Here is a 20,100-nt window from a genome sequence, read left to right as displayed (position 1 = left end):
TAAAACCTTAATTTTTCTTAATCTCTTAATGGTGAAAATTATAAAACGAATGTTTTAAATTTTATCGAATGCTATCGTGAGAATGTGTTTGTACACCGTTATTCCATAAAGTCAGAATATCTGTTGCAACGGCAGCGCCGCTTCCTGCAGCAATGGCCAATTGGCTTCTCCAGCCTGCCAAAGTTCCTATCACATAAATACCTTCTGCAACTTTGTGATCTTCATTTTTAAGCTGAATACGTTGTTTTTCCGGAAGGGCTTTTTTATGAGGTTCAATATATTGCATTAAACCTTCAATATCAAAAGTATTGGCGGAACCAATTCCGATCACGATACTTTTTGTTTTGTATGAGTTTTTATTAGTAACTACAGTAAATTCAGGAAAAGATCCTTCCACTCTAATTACTTTCTCATTAGCAATTTGGGCAATATGCGGATAAGACGCGGCCAAATCCTGAGTGCTTTCTGTAAGCAAATCAGATCCTAATTTACCAGGCGTTATACCATAAGCATTGTAGAAAATCGCTTCTTGTAACGAAGAATTTTTTTGATGTGTAAAGATTCCGATTTTTTTATCGGTAACAAAAGCTTTGTTTTTGGCAGATCCTAATACCAGGGCACAAGACATGCCCGAAACGCCTCCGCCAATAATTAAAACATCAAACATATTATCGACCGTTCATTTTTTCTTCAATTCTTTTTGAAATTCTAAAAATCAAAAGAATCAAAACGGCACAAAATGAAGCTGCAATTCCGATAAAAGCAACTGCACTGTCACCCTGAAAAGGATTCTTAAAATCTAGCAACGTAATATTGAAAACGATTAAAGCTAATGCTAAAAGCACTAATATGGAAGTGAAAATTTTCATATGGTTGTTTGTTTGTCTAAAATAATAAGTAAAACTTTTTGACATAAATGTCTTAAAGTCGTATTTAGAAATTTTATTGGGGATAAATTTATAAAAATAAATGTTAGACAAACAAACCTTTAACATTAGCAGCGAATAATTTAACAGCTATTGCTAAGAGTATTACTCCAAAAGTCTTGCGGACGACGCCAAGTCCGTTTTCTCCTAATAAATTTTCGATTTTTTTGGATGATTTTAAAACAACATAAACCAATATAATATTCAGTAAAATAGCAATAATAATATTAATGGTATGAAACTGTGATCGAAGCGATAATAAAGTGGTCATTGTTCCCGCTCCGGCAATTAATGGAAATGCTAATGGAACGATAGAAGCAGATCCCGGTTCTTCGTCACGGTAAATTCTGATTCCTAAAATCATTTCTAAAGCAAGAAAAAATAATACAAAAGAACCTGCAACGGCAAACGAATGCACATCAATACCTATAAGATTAAGCAAGCCTTCTCCAACAAAAAGAAAAACGATCATAATCATTCCGGCAACGATCGAAGCTTTTTCAGATTCAATATGGCCTACTTTTGCTCGTAAATTCACAATAATAGGAATAGAACCTACAATATCAATTACAGCAAAAAGCACCATTCCTACGGTAATAATTTCTTTAAAGTCGATTTCTAACATATTACTTTGATTTTAAGTGTTTAAAATTTTTGCAAAGGTAGATAATAAAGGTAGGTGTTTTTTTGATAGAACGCACTTTTGTTATAAAAACACGTTTTACTAGTTAAAAAAGTGATATTTGTAACAATTACTTCTTTTACCGAAGAGATTAATAGAATTTATGTTTTTTACTGAAGTTACGCAGAATTTATTTTTACAACAGAGATTCACAAAGTTTTTACACAGAGTTTCGCAGAGTTAAATTTATTTAGGAATGATTTTTAAGTTCACAAAGCTTTGAGATTATTTTCACACTTAATAAAATCTTTGCGCATCTCTGTGTAAAAACTCCGTGCATCTCTGTGGTAGAATTATGCAGTAAATTTAATCTCATTTCATCTGCTTTCTTTAACTATCTTTGCACTTTATAAATTTCAGTATTTTATTATCATGTTTCAATTAGGTAAAACCATTATTTCAGAGGATATTCTTGAAAAAGAATTTGTGTGCAACTTGTCGGCTTGTAAAGGAGCTTGCTGTGTTGACGGAGATGCGGGCGCACCTTTGAGCGAGGCTGAGACTAAAATATTGGAAGAAATTTATCCGAAAGTAAAACCTTTTTTAAGAAAAGAAGGAATTGCTGCTATCGAAGCACAAGGAACCTGGGTAAAAGGAACCGATGGGGATCTTGAAACGCCGCTTATAGATGAAAAAGATTGTGCTTACGTAATTTTTGACGGAAAAACAGCGCTTTGCGGAATCGAGCAAGCTTACAACCAAGGAATCGTAGATTGGAAAAAACCTGTTTCCTGTCATTTATATCCAATTCGCGTAAAAGACTTCACAGAATTTGCAGCGGTCAATTATGACAAATGGGATATTTGTGATGATGCCTGTTCTTTAGGAAAAGAATTAGAAGTTCCGGTTTATAAATTTGTAAAAGAAGCCCTAATTCGCCGCTTTGGTGAAGACTGGTATATGGAACTCGAAAAAGTAGCCCAGGAACTTAAAAATTCTTAAAAAATAACTGTAGAAAATACGTTTTCAAACGGTGTTTTTTAACTCAATAAATTTAAGTTTTAACTCTAAAAAAAACTTTTCAAAACAATTAAATTTTTCTTGTTTTTTATTGTAAAAAGTCTATATTTTACAGCACTTAAGGTCGGATTGACAATTTTAAATTACTCATTTTCAATAATTTAAATATTGTCTGAAAAATTGACTACTTTTTAGCCGTTGTTAAAAACTACGTCAAATTGTGAATAAGTTTGGCTTTCATTTTTGGCAGTAAATGACAATCTTTGTACTACTCTGAAAAAGCAAAAAATCAGTAAAAAAATTAAACATAAAAGCCATGTCGCAAGTCGAACCAATTTTACAAGAAAACAAGAACCGTTTCGTTATTTTTCCTATCAAACATCATGATATTTGGGAATGGTATAAGAAGATGGAAGCTAGTTTTTGGACTGCAGAAGAAATTGATTTGCACCAGGACTTAACAGACTGGAATAATAAGCTGAGTGATGACGAAAGATATTTCATTAAACACATCCTTGCGTTTTTTGCTGCATCTGACGGAATCGTAAATGAAAACCTTGCCGAAAACTTTGTAAACGAAGTTCAATATGCTGAAGCGAAGTTTTTCTACGGATTTCAAATCATGATGGAAAACATTCACAGCGAAACTTATTCTCTATTAATTGACACTTACGTGAAAGATGAAGCAGAGAAAGCGGAATTGTTTAATGCTTTGGAAGTTTTTCCTGCAATTAAGAAAAAAGCAGACTGGGCTTTAAAATGGATTGAGTCTGATTCTTTTGCTGAAAGACTTATTGCTTTTGCTGCCGTTGAAGGGATTTTCTTTTCAGGAGCTTTCTGTTCAATTTACTGGTTGAAAAAACGTGGATTAATGCCAGGTTTAACTTTTTCTAATGAGTTGATTTCGCGTGACGAAGGCGTACATTGTGATTTTGCGGTTCACCTTCACAATCACCACTTGCTTAACAAAGTTCCAAAAGACAGAATTAAAGAAATCATTGTTGATGCTTTAGATATCGAAAGAGAGTTTGTTACAGAATCTCTTCCGGTAAGTTTAATTGGAATGAATGCGGCATTAATGACACAATATTTAGAGTTTGTTGCTGACAGACTTTTAGTAGAATTAGGCTGCGAACGTGTTTATGGATCAGCGAATCCGTTTGACTTCATGGACATGATTTCTCTTCAGGGAAAAACTAATTTCTTTGAAAAACGTGTTGCAGAGTATCAAAAATCCGGTGTGATGAACACAGATAGTGATGCTCAGAAAATTTCATTCGATGCAGATTTTTAGGTAACAAGATATTTTAGTGTTTTACCCCAAATAAACACTGATTAAAAGATTAAATTTTATAACAAAACATTTTTAGAATCTCTTTTCCCAAATCGAAGATTCAATAATTTTTAATGCATTTTCGGTCTGATTTCAGATTGGAACAGGGTAGCTATTGAGAATGCTATAATTCTCAAAAAATAATTAAAAAACACACAATGTTTAAGTCCCGGAATTCGTTTTCTAGTGACTTTCATTTTTTCAATAACTAAAATAAAGTAAGCTTATGTATGTAGTAAAAAGAGATGGCCACAAGGAGCCCGTAATGTTTGATAAGATTACAGAAAGAATCAAAAAATTGTGTTACGGGTTGAATGAACTCGTAGATCCTGTTAAGGTAGCCATGAGAGTTATCGAAGGATTGTATGACGGAGTTTCTACATCTGAACTTGATAATCTTGCAGCAGAAACGGCGGCTTCTATGACTATTGCACATCCTGATTATGCGCAATTAGCAGCTCGTGTGGCAATTTCGAATCTACACTCAAATACAAAAAAATCTTTCTCAGAAACGATGAAAGATATGTACAACTACGTAAATCCAAGAAATGGACAAGATGCGCCATTACTTTCGGATGAAGTATTTAAAGTAATTCAGGAAAATTCAGCTTTCCTTGATTCGCATATCATTTATACAAGAGATTTTAATTACGATTACTTTGGTTTCAAAACCTTAGAGCGTTCGTATTTGTTAAAAATCAACGGAAAAATCGTAGAAAGACCGCAACATATGCTGATGCGTGTTTCGGTTGGTATTCACCTTGACGATTTAAAATCTGTAATTGAGACTTACGACTTAATGTCTAAAAAGTTCTTTACGCATGCAACCCCAACGTTGTTTAATGCCGGAACTCCAAAACCACAAATGTCTTCTTGTTTCCTTTTGGCGATGCAGGATGATAGTATTGATGGTATTTATGATACATTAAAACAAACGGCTAAAATCTCGCAATCAGCGGGAGGAATTGGTCTTTCTATTCATAACGTTCGTGCAACAGGATCTTACATCCGTGGTACAAACGGAACTTCAAACGGAATTGTGCCAATGTTGAGAGTTTTCAACGATACGGCACGTTACGTAGATCAGGGTGGTGGAAAACGTAAAGGAAGTTTTGCGATTTACATCGAAACCTGGCATGCGGATATCTTCGAATTCCTTGATTTAAAGAAAAACACCGGAAAAGAAGAAATGCGTGCAAGAGATCTATTCTTCGCAATGTGGACTTCAGATTTATTCATGAAACGTGTTCAGGAAGATTCAACATGGACTTTAATGTGTCCTAACGAATGTCCGGGATTATACGATGTTTACGGAGAAGAATTCGAAGCAATGTATACGGATTATGAATTTAGAGGAAAAGGTAGAAAAACCATTCGTGCACGTGAATTATGGGAAAAAATCCTGGAATCACAAATCGAAACAGGAACTCCTTATATGTTGTATAAAGATGCAGCAAACCGTAAATCAAACCACAAGAATTTAGGAACAATTCGTTCTTCTAACTTGTGTACAGAGATTATGGAGTACACTTCTAAAGATGAAATCGCGGTTTGTAACTTAGCTTCTATTTCATTGCCAATGTTTATTGAAAACGGAAAATTCGATCACGAAGCACTTTACAATGTTACAAAACGCGTAACCCGTAACCTGAACAAAGTAATTGACAGAAACTATTATCCGGTAAAAGAAGCTGAAAACTCAAACATGCGTCACCGTCCGGTTGGTTTGGGTGTGCAAGGTTTAGCAGATGCTTTTATCATGTTGCGTATGCCGTTTACAAGTGATGAAGCTAAAGCTTTGAACCAGGAAATTTTCGAAACATTATACTTCGCAGCCGTAACCGCTTCTATGGAAATGGCAAAAGAAGAAGGTCCATATTCTACGTTTGAAGGATCTCCAATGTCTAAAGGAGAATTCCAATACAATATGTGGGGAATGAAAGATGAAGAATTATCTGGTCGTTGGGACTGGGCTTCATTAAGAAAAGAAGTAATGGAACACGGAGTTCGTAACTCATTATTGGTTGCACCAATGCCAACAGCTTCTACTTCTCAAATTCTTGGAAACAACGAAGCTTTCGAACCATATACATCAAACATTTACACACGTCGTGTATTGTCTGGAGAATTTATCGTAGTAAACAAACATTTACTGGAAGATTTAGTAAAACTTGGTTTGTGGAACGAAACATTGAAACAAGAGATCATGCGTCATAACGGATCAGTTCAAAACATTGATGTGATTCCGCAAGACCTGAAAGATTTATATAAAACAGTTTGGGAAATGTCTATGAAAGACATTATCGATATGTCTCGTCAAAGAGGTTATTTTATTGACCAATCTCAATCGTTGAACTTGTTCATGCAAGATGCAAACTATTCTAAACTAACGTCAATGCACTTCTACGCTTGGCAATCAGGTTTAAAAACAGGAATGTATTACTTGAGAACTAAATCAGCAGTTGATGCGATTAAATTCACATTAAACAACGACAAAAAAGAAGAAGTTCCAACTTTAGTTGCAGAAACTGAAGCAATCAGTGTGGAAGATTATAAAGCGATGTTGTTAAAAGCACAAGCTGCAGATCCAGAGGATTGTGAAATGTGTGGGTCTTAATTTTTTTTTAGAAGAAAGAATATAGAATAAAGAGGAAAGATTTTATTCTTGTGTTTATAGAAAAGCAGTTATTGTAATGATAGCTGCTTTTTTGTTGCTTTAAAGCTTCTATGTTCTCATTTTTGTCATTCCGAGGAACGAGGAATCTCCGTAAGAAACTCGTCAAAGATTGATGATTTAATTGCGGAGTTTCTTGCGAAGATCCTTCCTTCGTCAGGATGACAAGATCGCGAAACAAGAGCAGTGAAGTATTTCCAGGAACGGCGAATCTCTAAAACTATTGCAATATAGCCCGTGGTTTCAACCACGGGAATACAATGCGTTGCCCCAATTCGTTTCCCGTGGTTGAAACCACGGGCTATGTTGATTATCATTACGCTAAATAAACAATATCCCCAAAAATTCCCCGTTTTAATTATTACCAAAAACCTTTTTAAAATCTCAGTCACGAAGCTTCGGAATAGAATCTTAGTGACTTAGCTTCTTTAAAAAAAATTAAACCTTTTAAAGAAAATAAAGTCTTATTTCTAAACAAATTCCTGTGTTATGAAAAAAAGCAATCTTTGGTCATTACGATTGGGTTTTTCCGGTAAAGAAGCCGCTAAAATTGAGAAACTGGGATTAGAAAAATTTCTAAGACATTCCTACGATTCAAAATTTGACAGAGAAATGCCGGGCTTTCTGCAAGATCTGCCTAAAACTACTTTAGAACTCAAACAAGTACGGGAATTTCTTAAAACTGCCGATCCAGAAACTAAAAAAGAGCTTCAGAAGAAAGAAAACCGTTCTACACTTGAATTGAAAAAATGGTGGATTTCTAAAATTCGTAATGACGAATTCCCGCTTAGGGAAAATATGGTTTGTTTTTGGCACAATCATTTCGTTTCTACTTCTCAAAAAGTAAAAGTCAATTACTGGCTTTATCAGCATAATATGATTTTGCGTGAAAATGCTTTTGGAAATTTTAAAGAATTAACCAAACAGATTCTCAAATCAAATGCAATGGTGCGCTATCTTGATAATGGCGACAATAAAAAAGGCAAAATCAACGAAAATCTGAGCCGTGAATTACTGGAATTATTTACTATCGGAATTGGGAATTATACCGAAGATGATATTAAAAATGGTGCCAGAGCTTTAGCTGGTTTGAATATTGGAGATGATGGCGCTGTTTACAGAAAAAATATCGAAGATAATAGCGATAAAACCTATTTTGGGAAAACCGGAAACTGGAAAGCAGATGATCTAGTCGATATTATTTTCGAACAGAAAAACATTCCGTATCTCATTACGAGGAAAATTCTGAAATGGTTTATTTATGATAATCCGCCTGAAGATCTGGTTATTTATTACGGAGATTATTTTCGGAAGCAAAAGTTTGAAATCGAGCCTTTACTGACAAAGATTTTTACAGAAGAATTTAAAAAAGAGAATTCGGGAAATAAAATTAAAAATCCGCTGGTTTATATTTTACAGCTTTGTAATGAATTGCAGATTGAAACAATTGATAATGAAGTAATTGTTCCGTTTTTGAAATTACAAGGAATGGATTTGTACAATCAGGTCAATGTAAAAGGCTGGGATGGCGGAAATTCCTGGCTGACTTCGCAGATTTATCTTCAAAGAAACAATACAGCCGATTTATTATGCAGTGGAAAAAGTCTCAATAGAAAAGTTTTGAAAACGATGAATAATGGAGTTGAAAAGGAAAAATCAGAATATGAGAAAATCGAAGTAAAAGTCGCTTTTGATGCTGATGGAAATAACAAAACCATTATTTCTGAATTGTCAAACAGGTTGTTGTTTTCTGTCAGCGATTCAGCTCAAAAAGACATGGAAAATCTTTTGAAATATGATTTTGACCCAAAAGATCCTCACGCTGATTTTGCCGTAACCAGACTTTTTAATTACATCGCAAAATTGCCCGAATATCAATTAATCTAGAAAATAAGCATCATGAACAGAAGAGATTTTCTAACGTTGACAGGAACATTTACAGGTGGCATGCTTGTGCTTCCTGATTTTTTACACGCTTTTGGTTCACAAAACAATTTGGTAATTGGCGAGCAATGTATTGTTTTTGTGCAGTTGAATGGCGGAAATGACGGGTTGAATACTTTTATTCCGTTTGAAGATCCTTTGTATTATGAATTGAGAACAAAAATCGCGTTGAATAAAGATGCAGTTGTCGGAAAAAATAAAGGAATGGCATTTCATCCTTCTTTGAAAGATTTTGCCCAAATGCAGCAAAACGGAGATTTAACCGTAATTCAAAATGTGGGATATCCGGAGCCGATTCGCTCTCATTTCAGAAGTCAGGAAATTTGGCAAACCGCAACAGATTCTAATCAATATATAAATGAAGGTTGGCTGGGCAGATATTTGGATTTGCAATGCAACGGACATCAGGCAACGGCAGGAATTAATCTTGATTCTATAGATAATCTGGCTTTAAAAGGAACGGAACCTAATTTTATAACGGTAAAAGATCCAAACCGATTTAAGATTAAATTTGATAAGGAAGAAAATGTGACTTTATCAAAAAATCCGCATTTAGATTTTGTTCGAAAAATCGCTAATTCCGTTACAGAGGGTTCGGATGAAATCCAGAAAGCATTGGCAAAATCAAAAAATGAAATCAGTTATCCAAAAACAGAATTGTCTAAAAATCTGGAATGGATTGCGCGATTGATAAAAGGAAACCTAAATTCGAAAGTATATTATACTTCGCTCGGCGGTTTTGACACACACGATAATCAGCTTGCCATTCACGAACGCAAATTGACGGATTTAAATGATTCATTGTTTAGTTTTTATCAGGATTTAAAACAAGCACAATTACTTCAAAACGTTACCATTGTGGTATTTTCAGAATTTGGAAGACGCGTAAAAGACAACGGAAACGGAACAGATCACGGAACCGCAGCGCCAATGTTTATCATTGGAGGAAATAATAAAGGAACAATTTTAGGAAATAATCCAAATTTGTCCGACTTAGATAATGGAGATTTAAAATATGAAATTGATTTTAGAAGTGTTTATGCTTCTTTATTAAAAGAAAAAATGAATTTCGATTATTCAAAAATTGGGATTAGAAATGCGCCGGTTTCAGGATTGTTTTGAGGATAGATAGCCACGAATTCACAAATTATTTTAAATCTATAATTTGTGAATTTGAATTAAATAATCCAAAGATTTGCCTTAATTCGTGAATTCGTGGCAAAAAAACTTAGCCCCTTAGCTCCTCAGTATCTTAGCATCTCAGAAAACCCATTGTAAATATCTCATTTCAAGCCGATATTTTTATATTATCATACAAAACCTCCTAAATTTGTTAAGAAATCCTTTTTTGTTTCATAAAATGCAATATTTTTTTTGGTGCGCTGAAAATAATTTATACATTCGCAGAGAATTTATTGAAAAACACAAACAAAATGTCTAATAACCGTTTTTATTTTAGCAACTCTTTTTATTTCTTCTTTAGTAGAAGTAAGGATTGTGCTATGGTTATTTGAGAAAATTAAAACAACAAATAAAACTAATATACAATCCTGATGCAAATCAGGATTTTTTTTTGAATATATGACAACTAAAATTGCAATACAAGGTATAAAAGGTTCTTTTCATCATCAGGTTGTGAAGGAGTATTTCTCTGAAAATGTGGAAATTGATGAATGTTTGTCTTTTGAAGAATTAGTAGACAGCCTTCTTTCCGGAAAATCAGATCAGGCAGTTATGGCGATTGAAAATTCGATTGCAGGGCCAATTATTCCGAATTATGCTTTGATTGACAAGAATAATTTACACATTATTGGAGAACATTATTTAAGTATTCATCAAAATTTGATGACTTTAAAAGGTCAGAAAATCGAAGACATAAAAGAAGTTCATTCACATCCAATGGCGCTTTTGCAATGCATGGATTTTTTGAAACAATATCCAAACATTAAGTTGGTTGAGGATAAAGATACTGCTGAAACTGCCAGAAGAATTCAGGAAAAACAATTAACCGGAATTGCAGCAATAGGAAGTAAAGTAGCTTCAGAAATGTATGATTTAGAAATCATCGCGCCGGAAATTCAAACGATCAAAAACAATATGACCCGTTTTGTGATTATCAAAAAGCAAAATTCATTTTTGCCGGAAAACGAAATCAACAGAGCCTCAATCAAATTTGAATTGGATCACAAAAGAGGAAGTTTGGCAGCGGTTCTAAATGTGATGAGCGATTGCAAATTGAATTTAACCAAAATTCAGTCGCTTCCAAAAATTGAAACTCCATGGAAATATTCGTTTTTCGTTGATGTAACATTTGAGAAATATGAAGATTTTGCAAAAGCCAAATCATTATTGAATATCATGGCGGAATATTTAAAAGTTTTGGGAGAGTATAAGAATACAAAACCTTTTATAGGTTAAATATTATTAGTTAAAAGTTAGAAATAAAAAAAGCCGAAAGCTTACAGCTTAAAGCCTAAAGCAGAAAAAAATGATTACAACAGCAAAAAGATTAGATACAGTTGAAGAATACTACTTCTCATCAAAATTGAGAGAAGTTCGTCAGCTGCAATCTGAAGGAAAATCTATCATCAATATGGGAATTGGAAGCCCTGATTTGAGTCCGTCGAAAGCAGTAATTGAAGCAGTAGCTGCCGCAATTCTGGATGAAAACGGGCATGGTTATCAAAGCTATCAGGGATTACCGGAATTGAGAAAAGGGATGGCAGATTTTTATCAGAATCAGTTTGGTGTTGAGTTGAATCCGAATAATGAGATTTTACCTTTGATGGGTTCAAAAGAAGGAATTATGCATATTTCTTTAGCATTTTTAAATGAAGGCGATCATGTTTTGATTCCGAATCCTGGTTATCCAACTTATACTTCGGTAACCAATTTGGTTCAGGCAGTTCCGGTTTATTATGATTTGAAAGAAGAAAATGGCTGGGAACCGGATTTTGAAGCTTTAGAAAAATTAGAGCTGGAGAAAGTAAAAATTATGTGGCTGGGTTATCCGCACATGCCGACTGGAGCAAGAGGAAGTTTAGCGTTATTTGAAAAATTGGTTGCTTTTGCTAAAAAACACAACATCTTATTGATCAACGACAATCCGTATAGTTTTGTTTTGAATGATAACCCAATGAGTTTATTACAGGTTGAAGGAGCAAAAGAAGTAGCTTTAGAACTGAACTCTTTAAGTAAAACGTTCAATATGGCAGGATGGAGAGTCGGGATGGTTTTAGGTAATCCTGAAATTATCGATGCGGTCCTAAAAGTAAAAAGCAACATGGACAGCGGAATGTTCTACGGAATTCAGAAAGGTGCAGTTGCCGCTTTAAATTGTGATAAATCCTGGTTTGAAGACCAAAACAAAATTTACAGACGCCGTAGAGAACTAACAGAAAAATTAGCAGAAAAATTAGGCTGCGAAGTTTATAAAGAAGGAGTTGGGCTTTTTGTCTGGGCAAAATTGCCTGAAGGAATTGAATCAGCAGAAAAGTTCATTGACGAAATATTATACGAGAAACATATTTTCATCACGCCGGGAACCATTTTTGGAAGCAACGGCGAAGGATATATCAGATTCTCGTTGTGTGTGAAAGAAGAAAAAGTACAAGAGGCGATTGATAGATTTTAGATTTTAGATTTTGTGCCAAAGACTGTCAGGCTGAGCGAAGTCGAAGCCCACGCCAATTGGAACGTCCTTCGACTTCGCTCAGGATGACAAATGAATAAAAATCTAAAGGTCTTGAAAAACCAGAAGCCCTAGCCCTGATAGAAGCGGCATCCTTTTGTGGTGGGGTCCACCACAAAAGATACAGCGGATAGCAGGAAATAGCTTCTAATAAAAAGAATTATGAAAGTATACGTAATAGGAATAGGATTAATAGGGGGTTCGATGGTGCTGGACATCAAAGACCAACATCCTGATGCAACTATTTTTGGGATTGATAGTAACGAAAAACATTTGCAGGAAGCAATTGATTTAGGTGTTATCGATCAGGCAGGAAGCTTTGAAGAATTAGCTGATGCTGATTTTGTAATTGTTTCAGTTCCGGTTGATGTGGCGCTGGTGGTTTTGCCTAAAGTGCTGGATTTAGTTGGAGATAAAACAATTGTTTTTGAAGTAGGTTCGACTAAAAAGCCAATTTGCGATGCCGTTGCCAGTCACCCAAAAAGAAGAAATTTTATTGCCACACATCCGATAGCGGGAACGGAGTTTTCAGGACCTTCGGCTGCGATAAGAGGTTTGTTTAAAGGAAAAACAAACATAATTTGTGAGGTGGAAAAAACCACTTTTAAATTGCAGGAAAAAGCATTGAAGCTTTTCAGCGAAATAGGAATGAGGATTCGATATATGGACCCGACTTCGCACGACAAACATATTGCTTACGTTTCGCATTTGTCGCACATTAGTTCGTTTATGCTCGGGAAAACGGTAATGAATAAGGAAAAAGATGAACAGGATATTTTTGATATGGCGGGAAGTGGATTTGAAAGTACCGTTCGTTTAGCAAAAAGTTCGCCCGCAATGTGGACACCGATTTTTAAGCAAAACAAGGAACATGTTATTGAAACATTAGAAGAATATATTTCAAATCTCAGTCGGTTTAGGGATTTGTTAAAAGAAGAAAATTACAATGCCATTTTTGAAGAAATGGAAAGCACAAATAAAATAAAAGAAATACTAAACGGATTAACAACAACTAAAAAGTAAATTAGAATAAGATGGAAAATAAGAAAGAAATGAGAAAGTGGTTAGAAGATTTCAATTTAAATCACCCACTTGTGATAGCTGGACCATGTAGTGCAGAAACAGAAGATCAAGTATTGAAAATTGCGCATGAATTAAAAGATTCAAAAGTTAGTGTATTCAGAGCAGGAATATGGAAACCAAGAACGCGTCCGGGAGGATTTGAAGGTGTTGGAGAAATTGGTTTGAAATGGTTGCAAAAAGCGAAAAAAGAAACTGGTTTATTAATGGGAACAGAAGTTGCAACTGCAGCGCATTGTAAACTGGCTTTAGAACATGATATCGACGTTTTATGGGTTGGTGCACGTACAACTGCAAATCCATTCGCAGTTCAGGAAATTGCTGATACTTTGAAAGGAACTGATAAAATCGTTTTGGTTAAAAACCCTGTTAACCCGGATTTAGCTTTATGGTTAGGTGGTGTTGAGCGTTTACACATGGCCGGAATCGAGAAATTAGGAGTTATCCACAGAGGTTTTTCTACTTACGAAAAAACAAAATATAGAAATATTCCAGAATGGCAGATCGCGATCGAATTGCAAAATAAATTCCCTGATTTACCATTAATCATCGACCCATCTCACATTACAGGAGATCGTAAAATGATTTTTGAAGTAACGCAAGAGGCTTTAGATTTGAATTACGACGGTATGATTATCGAAACGCACTACGATCCGGACAACGCTTGGTCTGATGCTGCGCAACAAGTTACTCCAGATGCTTTGAAACAAATCATTAAAGATTTGACTATAAGAAAAACGGATGATACTACAGATGAGTACAGTTCAAAAATGACAAAATTAAGAGCTAACATCGACGTTCTGGATGCTAACTTATTAGAGTTGTTAGGAAAACGTATGAAAGTAGCTGACGAAATTGGTCAGGTGAAAAAAGATGCAAACGTTGCGATTCTTCAAAACAACCGTTGGAACGAAATCTTAGGAAAAATGATTTTAGAAGGGGAGAAAAAAGGTCTTACTGAAGAGTTTGTTTTGAGAATGTTTAAAGCAATTCACCAGGAAAGTATTGGTCACCAGGAGAAAATTTTCAACGCATAATTTTTGCTGAACCATATAAGTGATATAAGATAGTTTTAGTTTTTTCTAAACCTTGTTAATTGGTTTTATTATATCACAATCTTAAAATTAAATTGTTTTTTTAAATCCTCGTCACTTTTGAAAGAAGTGGCGGGGATTTTTGTTTATAATTTATATAGCCCAAGGTTTCAACCATATTGTTTATTAATCAATTGCTAAAGTTTCAATTTATAGCGTAATGTTTATTAATCAATTCCCAAGGTTGAAACCTTGGGCTATGTTTAAAATTATTCATTTATCTTTGCAAAGATTTAGGATTTAAATCTAAACTCTAAAATCAGAAATCTAAAATTAAAGAATGACAGGACTCGTATATAAATCTACAGGAAGTTGGTACACCGTAAAATCTGAAAAAGGTGATTTTATAGAATGCCGTATGAAAGGGAAGTTTAGGATGAAAGGCATCAAAAGTACCAATCCTATTGCTGTAGGTGATATTGTCGATTATGAACTCGAGGAAACTTCGGATGCTGTAACGGGAACGATTTTTAATATTCATGAAAGAAAAAATTATATAGTTCGTAAATCGGTTAATTTATCGCATCAAATGCATATTATTGCGTCGAATATTGATCGTGTATTTTTATTGATTACGATAAATAATCCACCCACAACTTTCAACTTTATAGATCGTTTTTTGGTAACTGCAGAAGCGTATAATATTGAAACGATTCTGGTTTTTAATAAAATAGATACTTTTGATGAACCAACTTTGGAGGATCAATTGTATATGCAATATGTATATCAGCAAATTGGATACAAATGCCTTCGTGTTTCTTCTACCGAAATGAAAGGAATTGACGAACTAAAAGAAATGATGATTGGTAAAGTAAGCATGTTTTCCGGACATTCCGGTGTTGGAAAATCGACTTTGGTAAATGCTATGGAACCATCTTTACATCTTAAAACCAAAACCATTTCTGAAGCCAGTAAACAAGGTCAGCATACTACGACTTTTGCCGAAATGTATGATTTGTCTTTTAATGCTAAGATTATAGATACTCCCGGAATCAAAGGTTTTGGAATTGTAGATATGGAACCATCCGAAATCAGCGGTTACTTTCCTGAATTCTTCAAATTAAAGGATCAATGTAAGTTTAACAATTGTTTACATAAAGAAGAACCTCATTGTGCCATTAAAGCCGCTCTTGAAAGAGACGAAATCGCCTGGTCACGCTACAATAGTTATTTGAAAATTCTGGAAGGCGATGAAGAAAATTATCGTACAGATTCATATGATGAAGATCGAAAAATTAGTGATGAAACCAGAAATCAGAAATAAATTCACAACTAATTAGATATGAGAATTGTTCTTCAGAGGGTATCTTCGGCTTCGGTAACTGTTGATGGAAATATTACAGCCGATATTCAAAAAGGATTATTGGTTTTAGTAGGTATTGAAGATGCTGATAATCAGGAAGACATTGATTGGCTTGTTGGGAAAATCATAAAAATGAGAATTTTTGGTGATGAAAATGATGTTATGAACTGTTCGGTTCAGGATATCGACGGCGATATTATAGCCGTAAGTCAGTTTACACTTCACGCTTCTACAAAAAAAGGAAATCGTCCTTCTTATATAAAAGCTTCAAAACCGGAATTCGCTATTCCAATGTATGAGAATTTTGTAAAATCTCTTGAAAAGGAATTTAATAAAAAAGTACAAACCGGAATTTTTGGTGCAGACATGAAAGTCAGCTTGTTAAATGACGGACCGGTAACTATTTTAATAGACAGCAAAAACCGAGAGTAAAAAATAATAAACAATTGTTAAGGATTTCTAAAAATAATATATATTTGGCGAAATTACTGACTGATGAAAAACCCCATTTTTGCGTTATTTTTTTTCCTTTTCACTCTTATTTCTTTTGCTCAAAAGAGCGAATATCCAGTAACTGCAATTGCCGATAGTCTTAAGGAAAATGCCAATGCGGTAGTTAGGTTAGATCAAACTGATATTACGATTTTATCGCAGCGAAGCATGATCATTAAAATCAACAGAGTTGTAACTGTATTTAATGAAAAGGGAGCCAAAGCAGTAAATGCTATTCAAAGTTACAGCAAAAGAAAATCAGTTAAAAACATTGAGGCTGTTGTTTATGATGCTTTTGGTAAAGAGTTGAAAAAAATAAAGCGCAAAGACTTTAAGGATATTAGTGCTGCAGATGGAGCCACACTTGCTTCTGATGCCAGATATATTTATTTAGATTATACTCCAATATCATATCCTTACACAGTTATTTTTAGCAGCGAAATAGAGACTTCCAATACAGCATTTCTTCCAGAATGGTACCCTTTGGATAACTATTTTGTAAGTGTAGAGAAATCTATTTTAAATGTTAAATATCCTAATAATCTTGGTTTTAGAAAAAAAGAAAGCAGATTTTCAGTTTTTGATATTAAAAAAACAGAAGAAACAGATACCCAGCTTTCTTATACTGCACAAAATATTTTACCTCAAAAACCTGAAGATTATAGTCCGGTTTTTAGCGAATTGTATCCAAAACTAAAAATGAGTTTGGAATATTTTAATCTTGAAGGAATTGATGGAAATGCAAAAAACTGGAAGGAATATGGAAAATGGTTCTCAGATAAAATTTTAACCGAAACGACAATACTGCCTGATGAGACCAAATCTAAGATAAAAACACTTGTTGGTAATGAATCAAATCCAGTTAAAAAGGCAAAAATTGTTTACCAATTTATGCAGGAGAAATCCCGGTATGTGAGTATTCAATTAGGAATTGGAGGATTTAAACCTATGCTGGCAACAGATGTTGATCGTTTGGGATATGGAGATTGTAAAGCTCTTTCTAATTACACCAGAGCATTACTAGATGCTGTAGGCGTTCAGTCTTATTATACAGAATTATATGGTGATCGTGATCTTATGGATATTGATGAGGAATTTTTTTCTATTGAAGGAAATCACGTAATCTTATGTGTTCCCGACCAGGATAAATATGTTTTTTTAGAATGTACAAGTCAGGATGATCCATTTGGATATCAGGCAAATTTTACAGATAATAGAAAAGTTATTGTGATTAAGCCAGATGGAGGAGAAATTATCAGAACTAAAGTTTATGAACCTGAAAATAATACTCAGGTTAGTACGGGAAATTATTCTATAGATGAAAATGGCATTTTTTCGGGAAAAATAAATATCAAATCGGAAGGATCTCAATATGGAAGCAAACAACAAATTGAAAAATTGCAACCCGATGAAAAAGAAAAACACTATAAAAACTATTGGGACAATATAAATAATATCAAACTTGGTAAAATAACTTTTAATAATGATAAAGAGAATATTCGTTTCACTGAAGATATCCATTTAAGTGCGGTAGAATATGGCACAACTTCAGGAAACAAAATGATTTTTGCTGTAGATGCCTTTAATCAAAATTCGGAAAATGTCAAACGAATTAGAAACCGCAAAAATCCATTTCAGATTCAGCGTGGGTATTTAGATACAGATGAAATAGAAATCAGTTTACCAACAGGTTTTACAATTGAATTTTTACCGACAAACTATGAACTAAAAGGGAAATTTGGTGAATACAAAACCGAAATTATTAAAAAAGAAAACAACAAACTTGTTTACAAACGATCCATGTTTTTAAATAAAGGGAAATATTCTAACAAAGAATATGATGAATATCGTCTTTTTATGGAACAAATTTCAAAAAACGATAACGCCAAAATTATATTAACCAAGAACTAATTAAAATGAAAATTATTAAAATTGTAGCATTCTGCATATTCCTTGTTTTTTCAAAAGCAACAGCTCAGGATTTAAGATTAGGAAAGGTGTCTATTGAAGAATTAAAAGAAAAAAATCATCCAAATGATACATCTGCAGTTGCAGCGATAATTTTTGAAAAGGGACAAAATACTTTTGAATATGATCAGGATCGTGGTTTTACAATGGATCTTGAAGTAATCACAAGAATTAAAATATATAAAAAAGAAGGCTACGACTGGGCTACAAAAAAAATTAATTATTACACGAGTGGTTCAAAGGAAAAAGTTTATTTAACAGATGCTAATACATATAATTTAGTAAATGGAAAAATTGAAAAAACCAAGCTAAAAAGTGATGGAGAATTTGATAAAATAATTAATAAATACTGGTCACAAAAAGTATTTACAATGCCAAATGTCAAAGAAGGCTCTATTGTAGAATTTCGATATATTTTAAAAACTGCTAATATAGGAAGTCCGAGAGATTGGAGCTTTCAGAATAAAATTCCTGTAAATTATTCAGAATATAAAATGAATGTTCCCGAATATTTTGTTTACAGTAAAAATTCAAAGGGATATATCAGTCCAAAAGTAACTGAGGAGAAAATGACAAGACAAATACCTTATAGTTATAGAGAAGGAACCGGAGGAGTTGTAAGTGCAGCTACCTCGCACGAAAAACTTGAGTTTTTAGAAACAAGGACGACATTTGTGGCAGAAAATTTACCAGCGATAAAAGAGGAACAATTTGTTAATAACATTGATAATTACACAGCCACTTTGACTCAGGAATTATCCATGACAAAATATCCAAATACACCATCAAAACTATATTCTACAGATTGGAATTCAGTTGCCAAAACAATATATGATTACGAAGATTTTGGTCCTGAACTTAACAAAACAGGTTACTTTGAAGATGATTTAAAGGTGGTGTTGTCTAGCGCAAATACTACTAATGAGAAAATATTAGCAATCCTGAATTATGTTAAATCAAGAATAAAGTGGGATGAATATTATGGCTACAGCTGTGATAAAGGAGTACGAAAGGCATATCAGGAAAAAACTGGAAATGTCGCTGAAATTAATTTAATGCTTACTGCCATGCTGCGTTATGCAGGATTAACAGCTAATCCGGTTTTAATAAGTACAAGGTCGAATGGGATATCCATATTTCCTAACAGAACGGCTTTCAATTATGTGATTGCAGCAGTCGAAACTGAAGAAGGAAATATTCTGCTTGACGCTACAGATAAATTTTCAACACCTAATATTTTGCCATTGAGAACTTTAAACTGGCGAGGACGATTAATTAGAAAAGATGGAACCTCAGAAGATATTGATTTGATGCCTAAAAAAACATCAAACGACACTGTTTTTATTACATACAGTATTGATACAGAAGGTAAGATCACGGGGAAAGCTAGAAGGCAATGGACGGATTATAATGCGATGATAACCAGAGGTAATATTTCTAATTTAAAAGAAGAAGAATATCTGGAGAAATTAGAAAATAAAAATAACAAAATAGAAATAAGCGAATATTCACGAACAAACGAAAAGGATATTTTATTGCCAATTACAGAAACATATTCATTTACCGGTAACAATTTATGCGAATTAATTGGCAATAAATTATATATTAATCCGATGCTCTTTTTTACAAACGAAGAAAATCCATTTAAACAAGAAGTTCGCGAATATCCGGTAGATTTTGGTTTCCCTTTTACAGATAAATACAATATTACTATTCAAATTCCTGATGGATATTCTGTGGAAAGTTTACCAGTTCCAGCGGCAATGACAATGGAAGATAATTTAGGTATTTTTAAATATAACATTGCAGCAAACGGAAATGCTTTACAATTAATTGTTGTACATCAAATAAACGAAGCAATTGTTGCATCTGATAAATATGAAATGCTAAAAGAATATTATAAAGCAATGATTGCAAAAGAAACCGAAAAAATTGTTTTAAAAAGAATATAAT

General features: G+C 33.7%; 16 protein-coding genes. 13 read left to right on the top strand and 3 right to left on the bottom strand.

Annotation, left to right across the window (positions count from 1 at the left end; genetic code table 11):
- Positions 1 to 61: 61 nt before the first annotated feature.
- The 3 genes from AC3QL1_RS02905 to AC3QL1_RS02895 form a co-directional block, all read right to left on the bottom strand.
- Entirely contained in the window at positions 62 to 667 is a 606-nt protein-coding gene (locus tag AC3QL1_RS02905; protein ID WP_492494937.1) for an FAD-dependent oxidoreductase, read from the bottom strand.
- Between the two features lies 1 nt (position 668).
- On the bottom strand, positions 669 to 869 hold the full coding sequence (locus AC3QL1_RS02900; protein ID WP_042563701.1) for a hypothetical protein: 201 nt from the start codon (positions 867 to 869) through the stop codon (positions 669 to 671).
- A gap of 103 nt (positions 870 to 972) precedes the next feature.
- Entirely contained in the window at positions 973 to 1,551 is a 579-nt protein-coding gene (locus AC3QL1_RS02895; protein ID WP_492494934.1) for a MarC family protein, read from the bottom strand.
- Between the two features lie 429 nt (positions 1,552 to 1,980).
- Here AC3QL1_RS02895 and AC3QL1_RS02890 point away from each other — a divergent pair, with 429 nt between their 5' ends.
- From AC3QL1_RS02890 to AC3QL1_RS02830, 13 genes are all read left to right on the top strand, one after another.
- Entirely contained in the window at positions 1,981 to 2,550 is a 570-nt protein-coding gene (locus tag AC3QL1_RS02890) for a DUF3109 family protein (RefSeq protein ID WP_492494932.1), read from the top strand.
- A 334-nt stretch (positions 2,551 to 2,884) separates the two neighbouring features.
- Positions 2,885 to 3,862, top strand: a complete 978-nt coding sequence (locus tag AC3QL1_RS02885; RefSeq protein ID WP_492494930.1) for a ribonucleotide-diphosphate reductase subunit beta — start codon at positions 2,885 to 2,887, stop codon at positions 3,860 to 3,862.
- A 265-nt stretch (positions 3,863 to 4,127) separates the two neighbouring features.
- On the top strand, positions 4,128 to 6,518 hold the full coding sequence (locus AC3QL1_RS02880) for a ribonucleoside-diphosphate reductase subunit alpha (protein WP_492494928.1): 2,391 nt from the start codon (positions 4,128 to 4,130) through the stop codon (positions 6,516 to 6,518).
- A 546-nt stretch (positions 6,519 to 7,064) separates the two neighbouring features.
- Positions 7,065 to 8,462 carry a DUF1800 domain-containing protein gene (locus AC3QL1_RS02875; RefSeq protein ID WP_492494926.1) on the top strand — a complete coding sequence of 466 codons (1,398 nt, stop codon included), beginning with the start codon at positions 7,065 to 7,067 and terminating at the stop codon, positions 8,460 to 8,462.
- A gap of 12 nt (positions 8,463 to 8,474) precedes the next feature.
- Positions 8,475 to 9,641 carry a DUF1501 domain-containing protein gene (locus AC3QL1_RS02870; protein ID WP_492494924.1) on the top strand — a complete coding sequence of 389 codons (1,167 nt, stop codon included), beginning with the start codon at positions 8,475 to 8,477 and terminating at the stop codon, positions 9,639 to 9,641.
- Positions 9,642 to 10,100: 459 nt separating this feature from the next.
- Positions 10,101 to 10,937 (top strand): prephenate dehydratase, encoded by an 837-nt coding sequence (locus tag AC3QL1_RS02865; protein WP_492494922.1) that lies wholly within the window; start codon positions 10,101 to 10,103, stop codon positions 10,935 to 10,937.
- A gap of 70 nt (positions 10,938 to 11,007) precedes the next feature.
- On the top strand, positions 11,008 to 12,153 hold the full coding sequence (locus AC3QL1_RS02860) for a pyridoxal phosphate-dependent aminotransferase (protein WP_492494920.1): 1,146 nt from the start codon (positions 11,008 to 11,010) through the stop codon (positions 12,151 to 12,153).
- Positions 12,154 to 12,372: 219 nt separating this feature from the next.
- The gene (locus AC3QL1_RS02855) at positions 12,373 to 13,233 is read left to right on the top strand and encodes a prephenate dehydrogenase (protein WP_492494918.1); all 861 of its coding nucleotides are present in this window, start codon (positions 12,373 to 12,375) and stop codon (positions 13,231 to 13,233) included.
- 11 nt (positions 13,234 to 13,244) lie between these two features.
- Positions 13,245 to 14,327 carry a bifunctional 3-deoxy-7-phosphoheptulonate synthase/chorismate mutase type II gene (locus AC3QL1_RS02850; RefSeq protein ID WP_026983484.1) on the top strand — a complete coding sequence of 361 codons (1,083 nt, stop codon included), beginning with the start codon at positions 13,245 to 13,247 and terminating at the stop codon, positions 14,325 to 14,327.
- A gap of 337 nt (positions 14,328 to 14,664) precedes the next feature.
- Positions 14,665 to 15,648 (top strand): ribosome small subunit-dependent GTPase A, encoded by a 984-nt coding sequence (gene rsgA / locus AC3QL1_RS02845; RefSeq protein WP_492494916.1) that lies wholly within the window; start codon positions 14,665 to 14,667, stop codon positions 15,646 to 15,648.
- Positions 15,649 to 15,666: 18 nt separating this feature from the next.
- Complete coding sequence (dtd, locus tag AC3QL1_RS02840) at positions 15,667 to 16,119, top strand: D-aminoacyl-tRNA deacylase (protein WP_492494914.1); 453 nt, start codon at positions 15,667 to 15,669, stop codon at positions 16,117 to 16,119.
- Between the two features lie 63 nt (positions 16,120 to 16,182).
- Positions 16,183 to 18,090 carry a DUF3857 domain-containing protein gene (locus AC3QL1_RS02835; RefSeq protein ID WP_492494912.1) on the top strand — a complete coding sequence of 636 codons (1,908 nt, stop codon included), beginning with the start codon at positions 16,183 to 16,185 and terminating at the stop codon, positions 18,088 to 18,090.
- A 5-nt stretch (positions 18,091 to 18,095) separates the two neighbouring features.
- Entirely contained in the window at positions 18,096 to 20,099 is a 2,004-nt protein-coding gene (locus AC3QL1_RS02830) for a transglutaminase family protein (RefSeq protein WP_492494910.1), read from the top strand.
- Position 20,100: the final 1 nt, after the last annotated feature.

The sequence above is a fragment of the Flavobacterium sp. GW823-FHT04A11 genome, from assembly GCF_058796535.1.
Note: the sequence above shows the minus strand (reverse complement) of the source record. Positions and strands in the feature narration are given on the sequence as shown.

Excerpts from the sequence above, each read along its gene's own strand:
- AC3QL1_RS02865 (WP_492494922.1), top strand. The coding sequence starts at position 10,101 with ATGACAACTAAAATTGCAATACAAGGTATAAAAGGTTCTTTTCATCAT.
- AC3QL1_RS02905 (WP_492494937.1), bottom strand. The coding sequence starts at position 667 with ATGTTTGATGTTTTAATTATTGGCGGAGGCGTTTCGGGCATGTCTTGT.
- AC3QL1_RS02855 (WP_492494918.1), top strand. The coding sequence starts at position 12,373 with ATGAAAGTATACGTAATAGGAATAGGATTAATAGGGGGTTCGATGGTG.
- AC3QL1_RS02900 (WP_042563701.1), bottom strand. The coding sequence starts at position 869 with ATGAAAATTTTCACTTCCATATTAGTGCTTTTAGCATTAGCTTTAATC.
- AC3QL1_RS02835 (WP_492494912.1), top strand. The coding sequence starts at position 16,183 with ATGAAAAACCCCATTTTTGCGTTATTTTTTTTCCTTTTCACTCTTATT.
- AC3QL1_RS02885 (WP_492494930.1), top strand. The coding sequence starts at position 2,885 with ATGTCGCAAGTCGAACCAATTTTACAAGAAAACAAGAACCGTTTCGTT.
- AC3QL1_RS02870 (WP_492494924.1), top strand. The coding sequence starts at position 8,475 with ATGAACAGAAGAGATTTTCTAACGTTGACAGGAACATTTACAGGTGGC.
- AC3QL1_RS02890 (WP_492494932.1), top strand. The coding sequence starts at position 1,981 with ATGTTTCAATTAGGTAAAACCATTATTTCAGAGGATATTCTTGAAAAA.
- AC3QL1_RS02860 (WP_492494920.1), top strand. The coding sequence starts at position 11,008 with ATGATTACAACAGCAAAAAGATTAGATACAGTTGAAGAATACTACTTC.
- dtd (WP_492494914.1), top strand. The coding sequence starts at position 15,667 with ATGAGAATTGTTCTTCAGAGGGTATCTTCGGCTTCGGTAACTGTTGAT.
- rsgA (WP_492494916.1), top strand. The coding sequence starts at position 14,665 with ATGACAGGACTCGTATATAAATCTACAGGAAGTTGGTACACCGTAAAA.
- AC3QL1_RS02895 (WP_492494934.1), bottom strand. The coding sequence starts at position 1,551 with ATGTTAGAAATCGACTTTAAAGAAATTATTACCGTAGGAATGGTGCTT.
- AC3QL1_RS02850 (WP_026983484.1), top strand. The coding sequence starts at position 13,245 with ATGGAAAATAAGAAAGAAATGAGAAAGTGGTTAGAAGATTTCAATTTA.
- AC3QL1_RS02875 (WP_492494926.1), top strand. The coding sequence starts at position 7,065 with ATGAAAAAAAGCAATCTTTGGTCATTACGATTGGGTTTTTCCGGTAAA.
- AC3QL1_RS02880 (WP_492494928.1), top strand. The coding sequence starts at position 4,128 with ATGTATGTAGTAAAAAGAGATGGCCACAAGGAGCCCGTAATGTTTGAT.
- AC3QL1_RS02830 (WP_492494910.1), top strand. The coding sequence starts at position 18,096 with ATGAAAATTATTAAAATTGTAGCATTCTGCATATTCCTTGTTTTTTCA.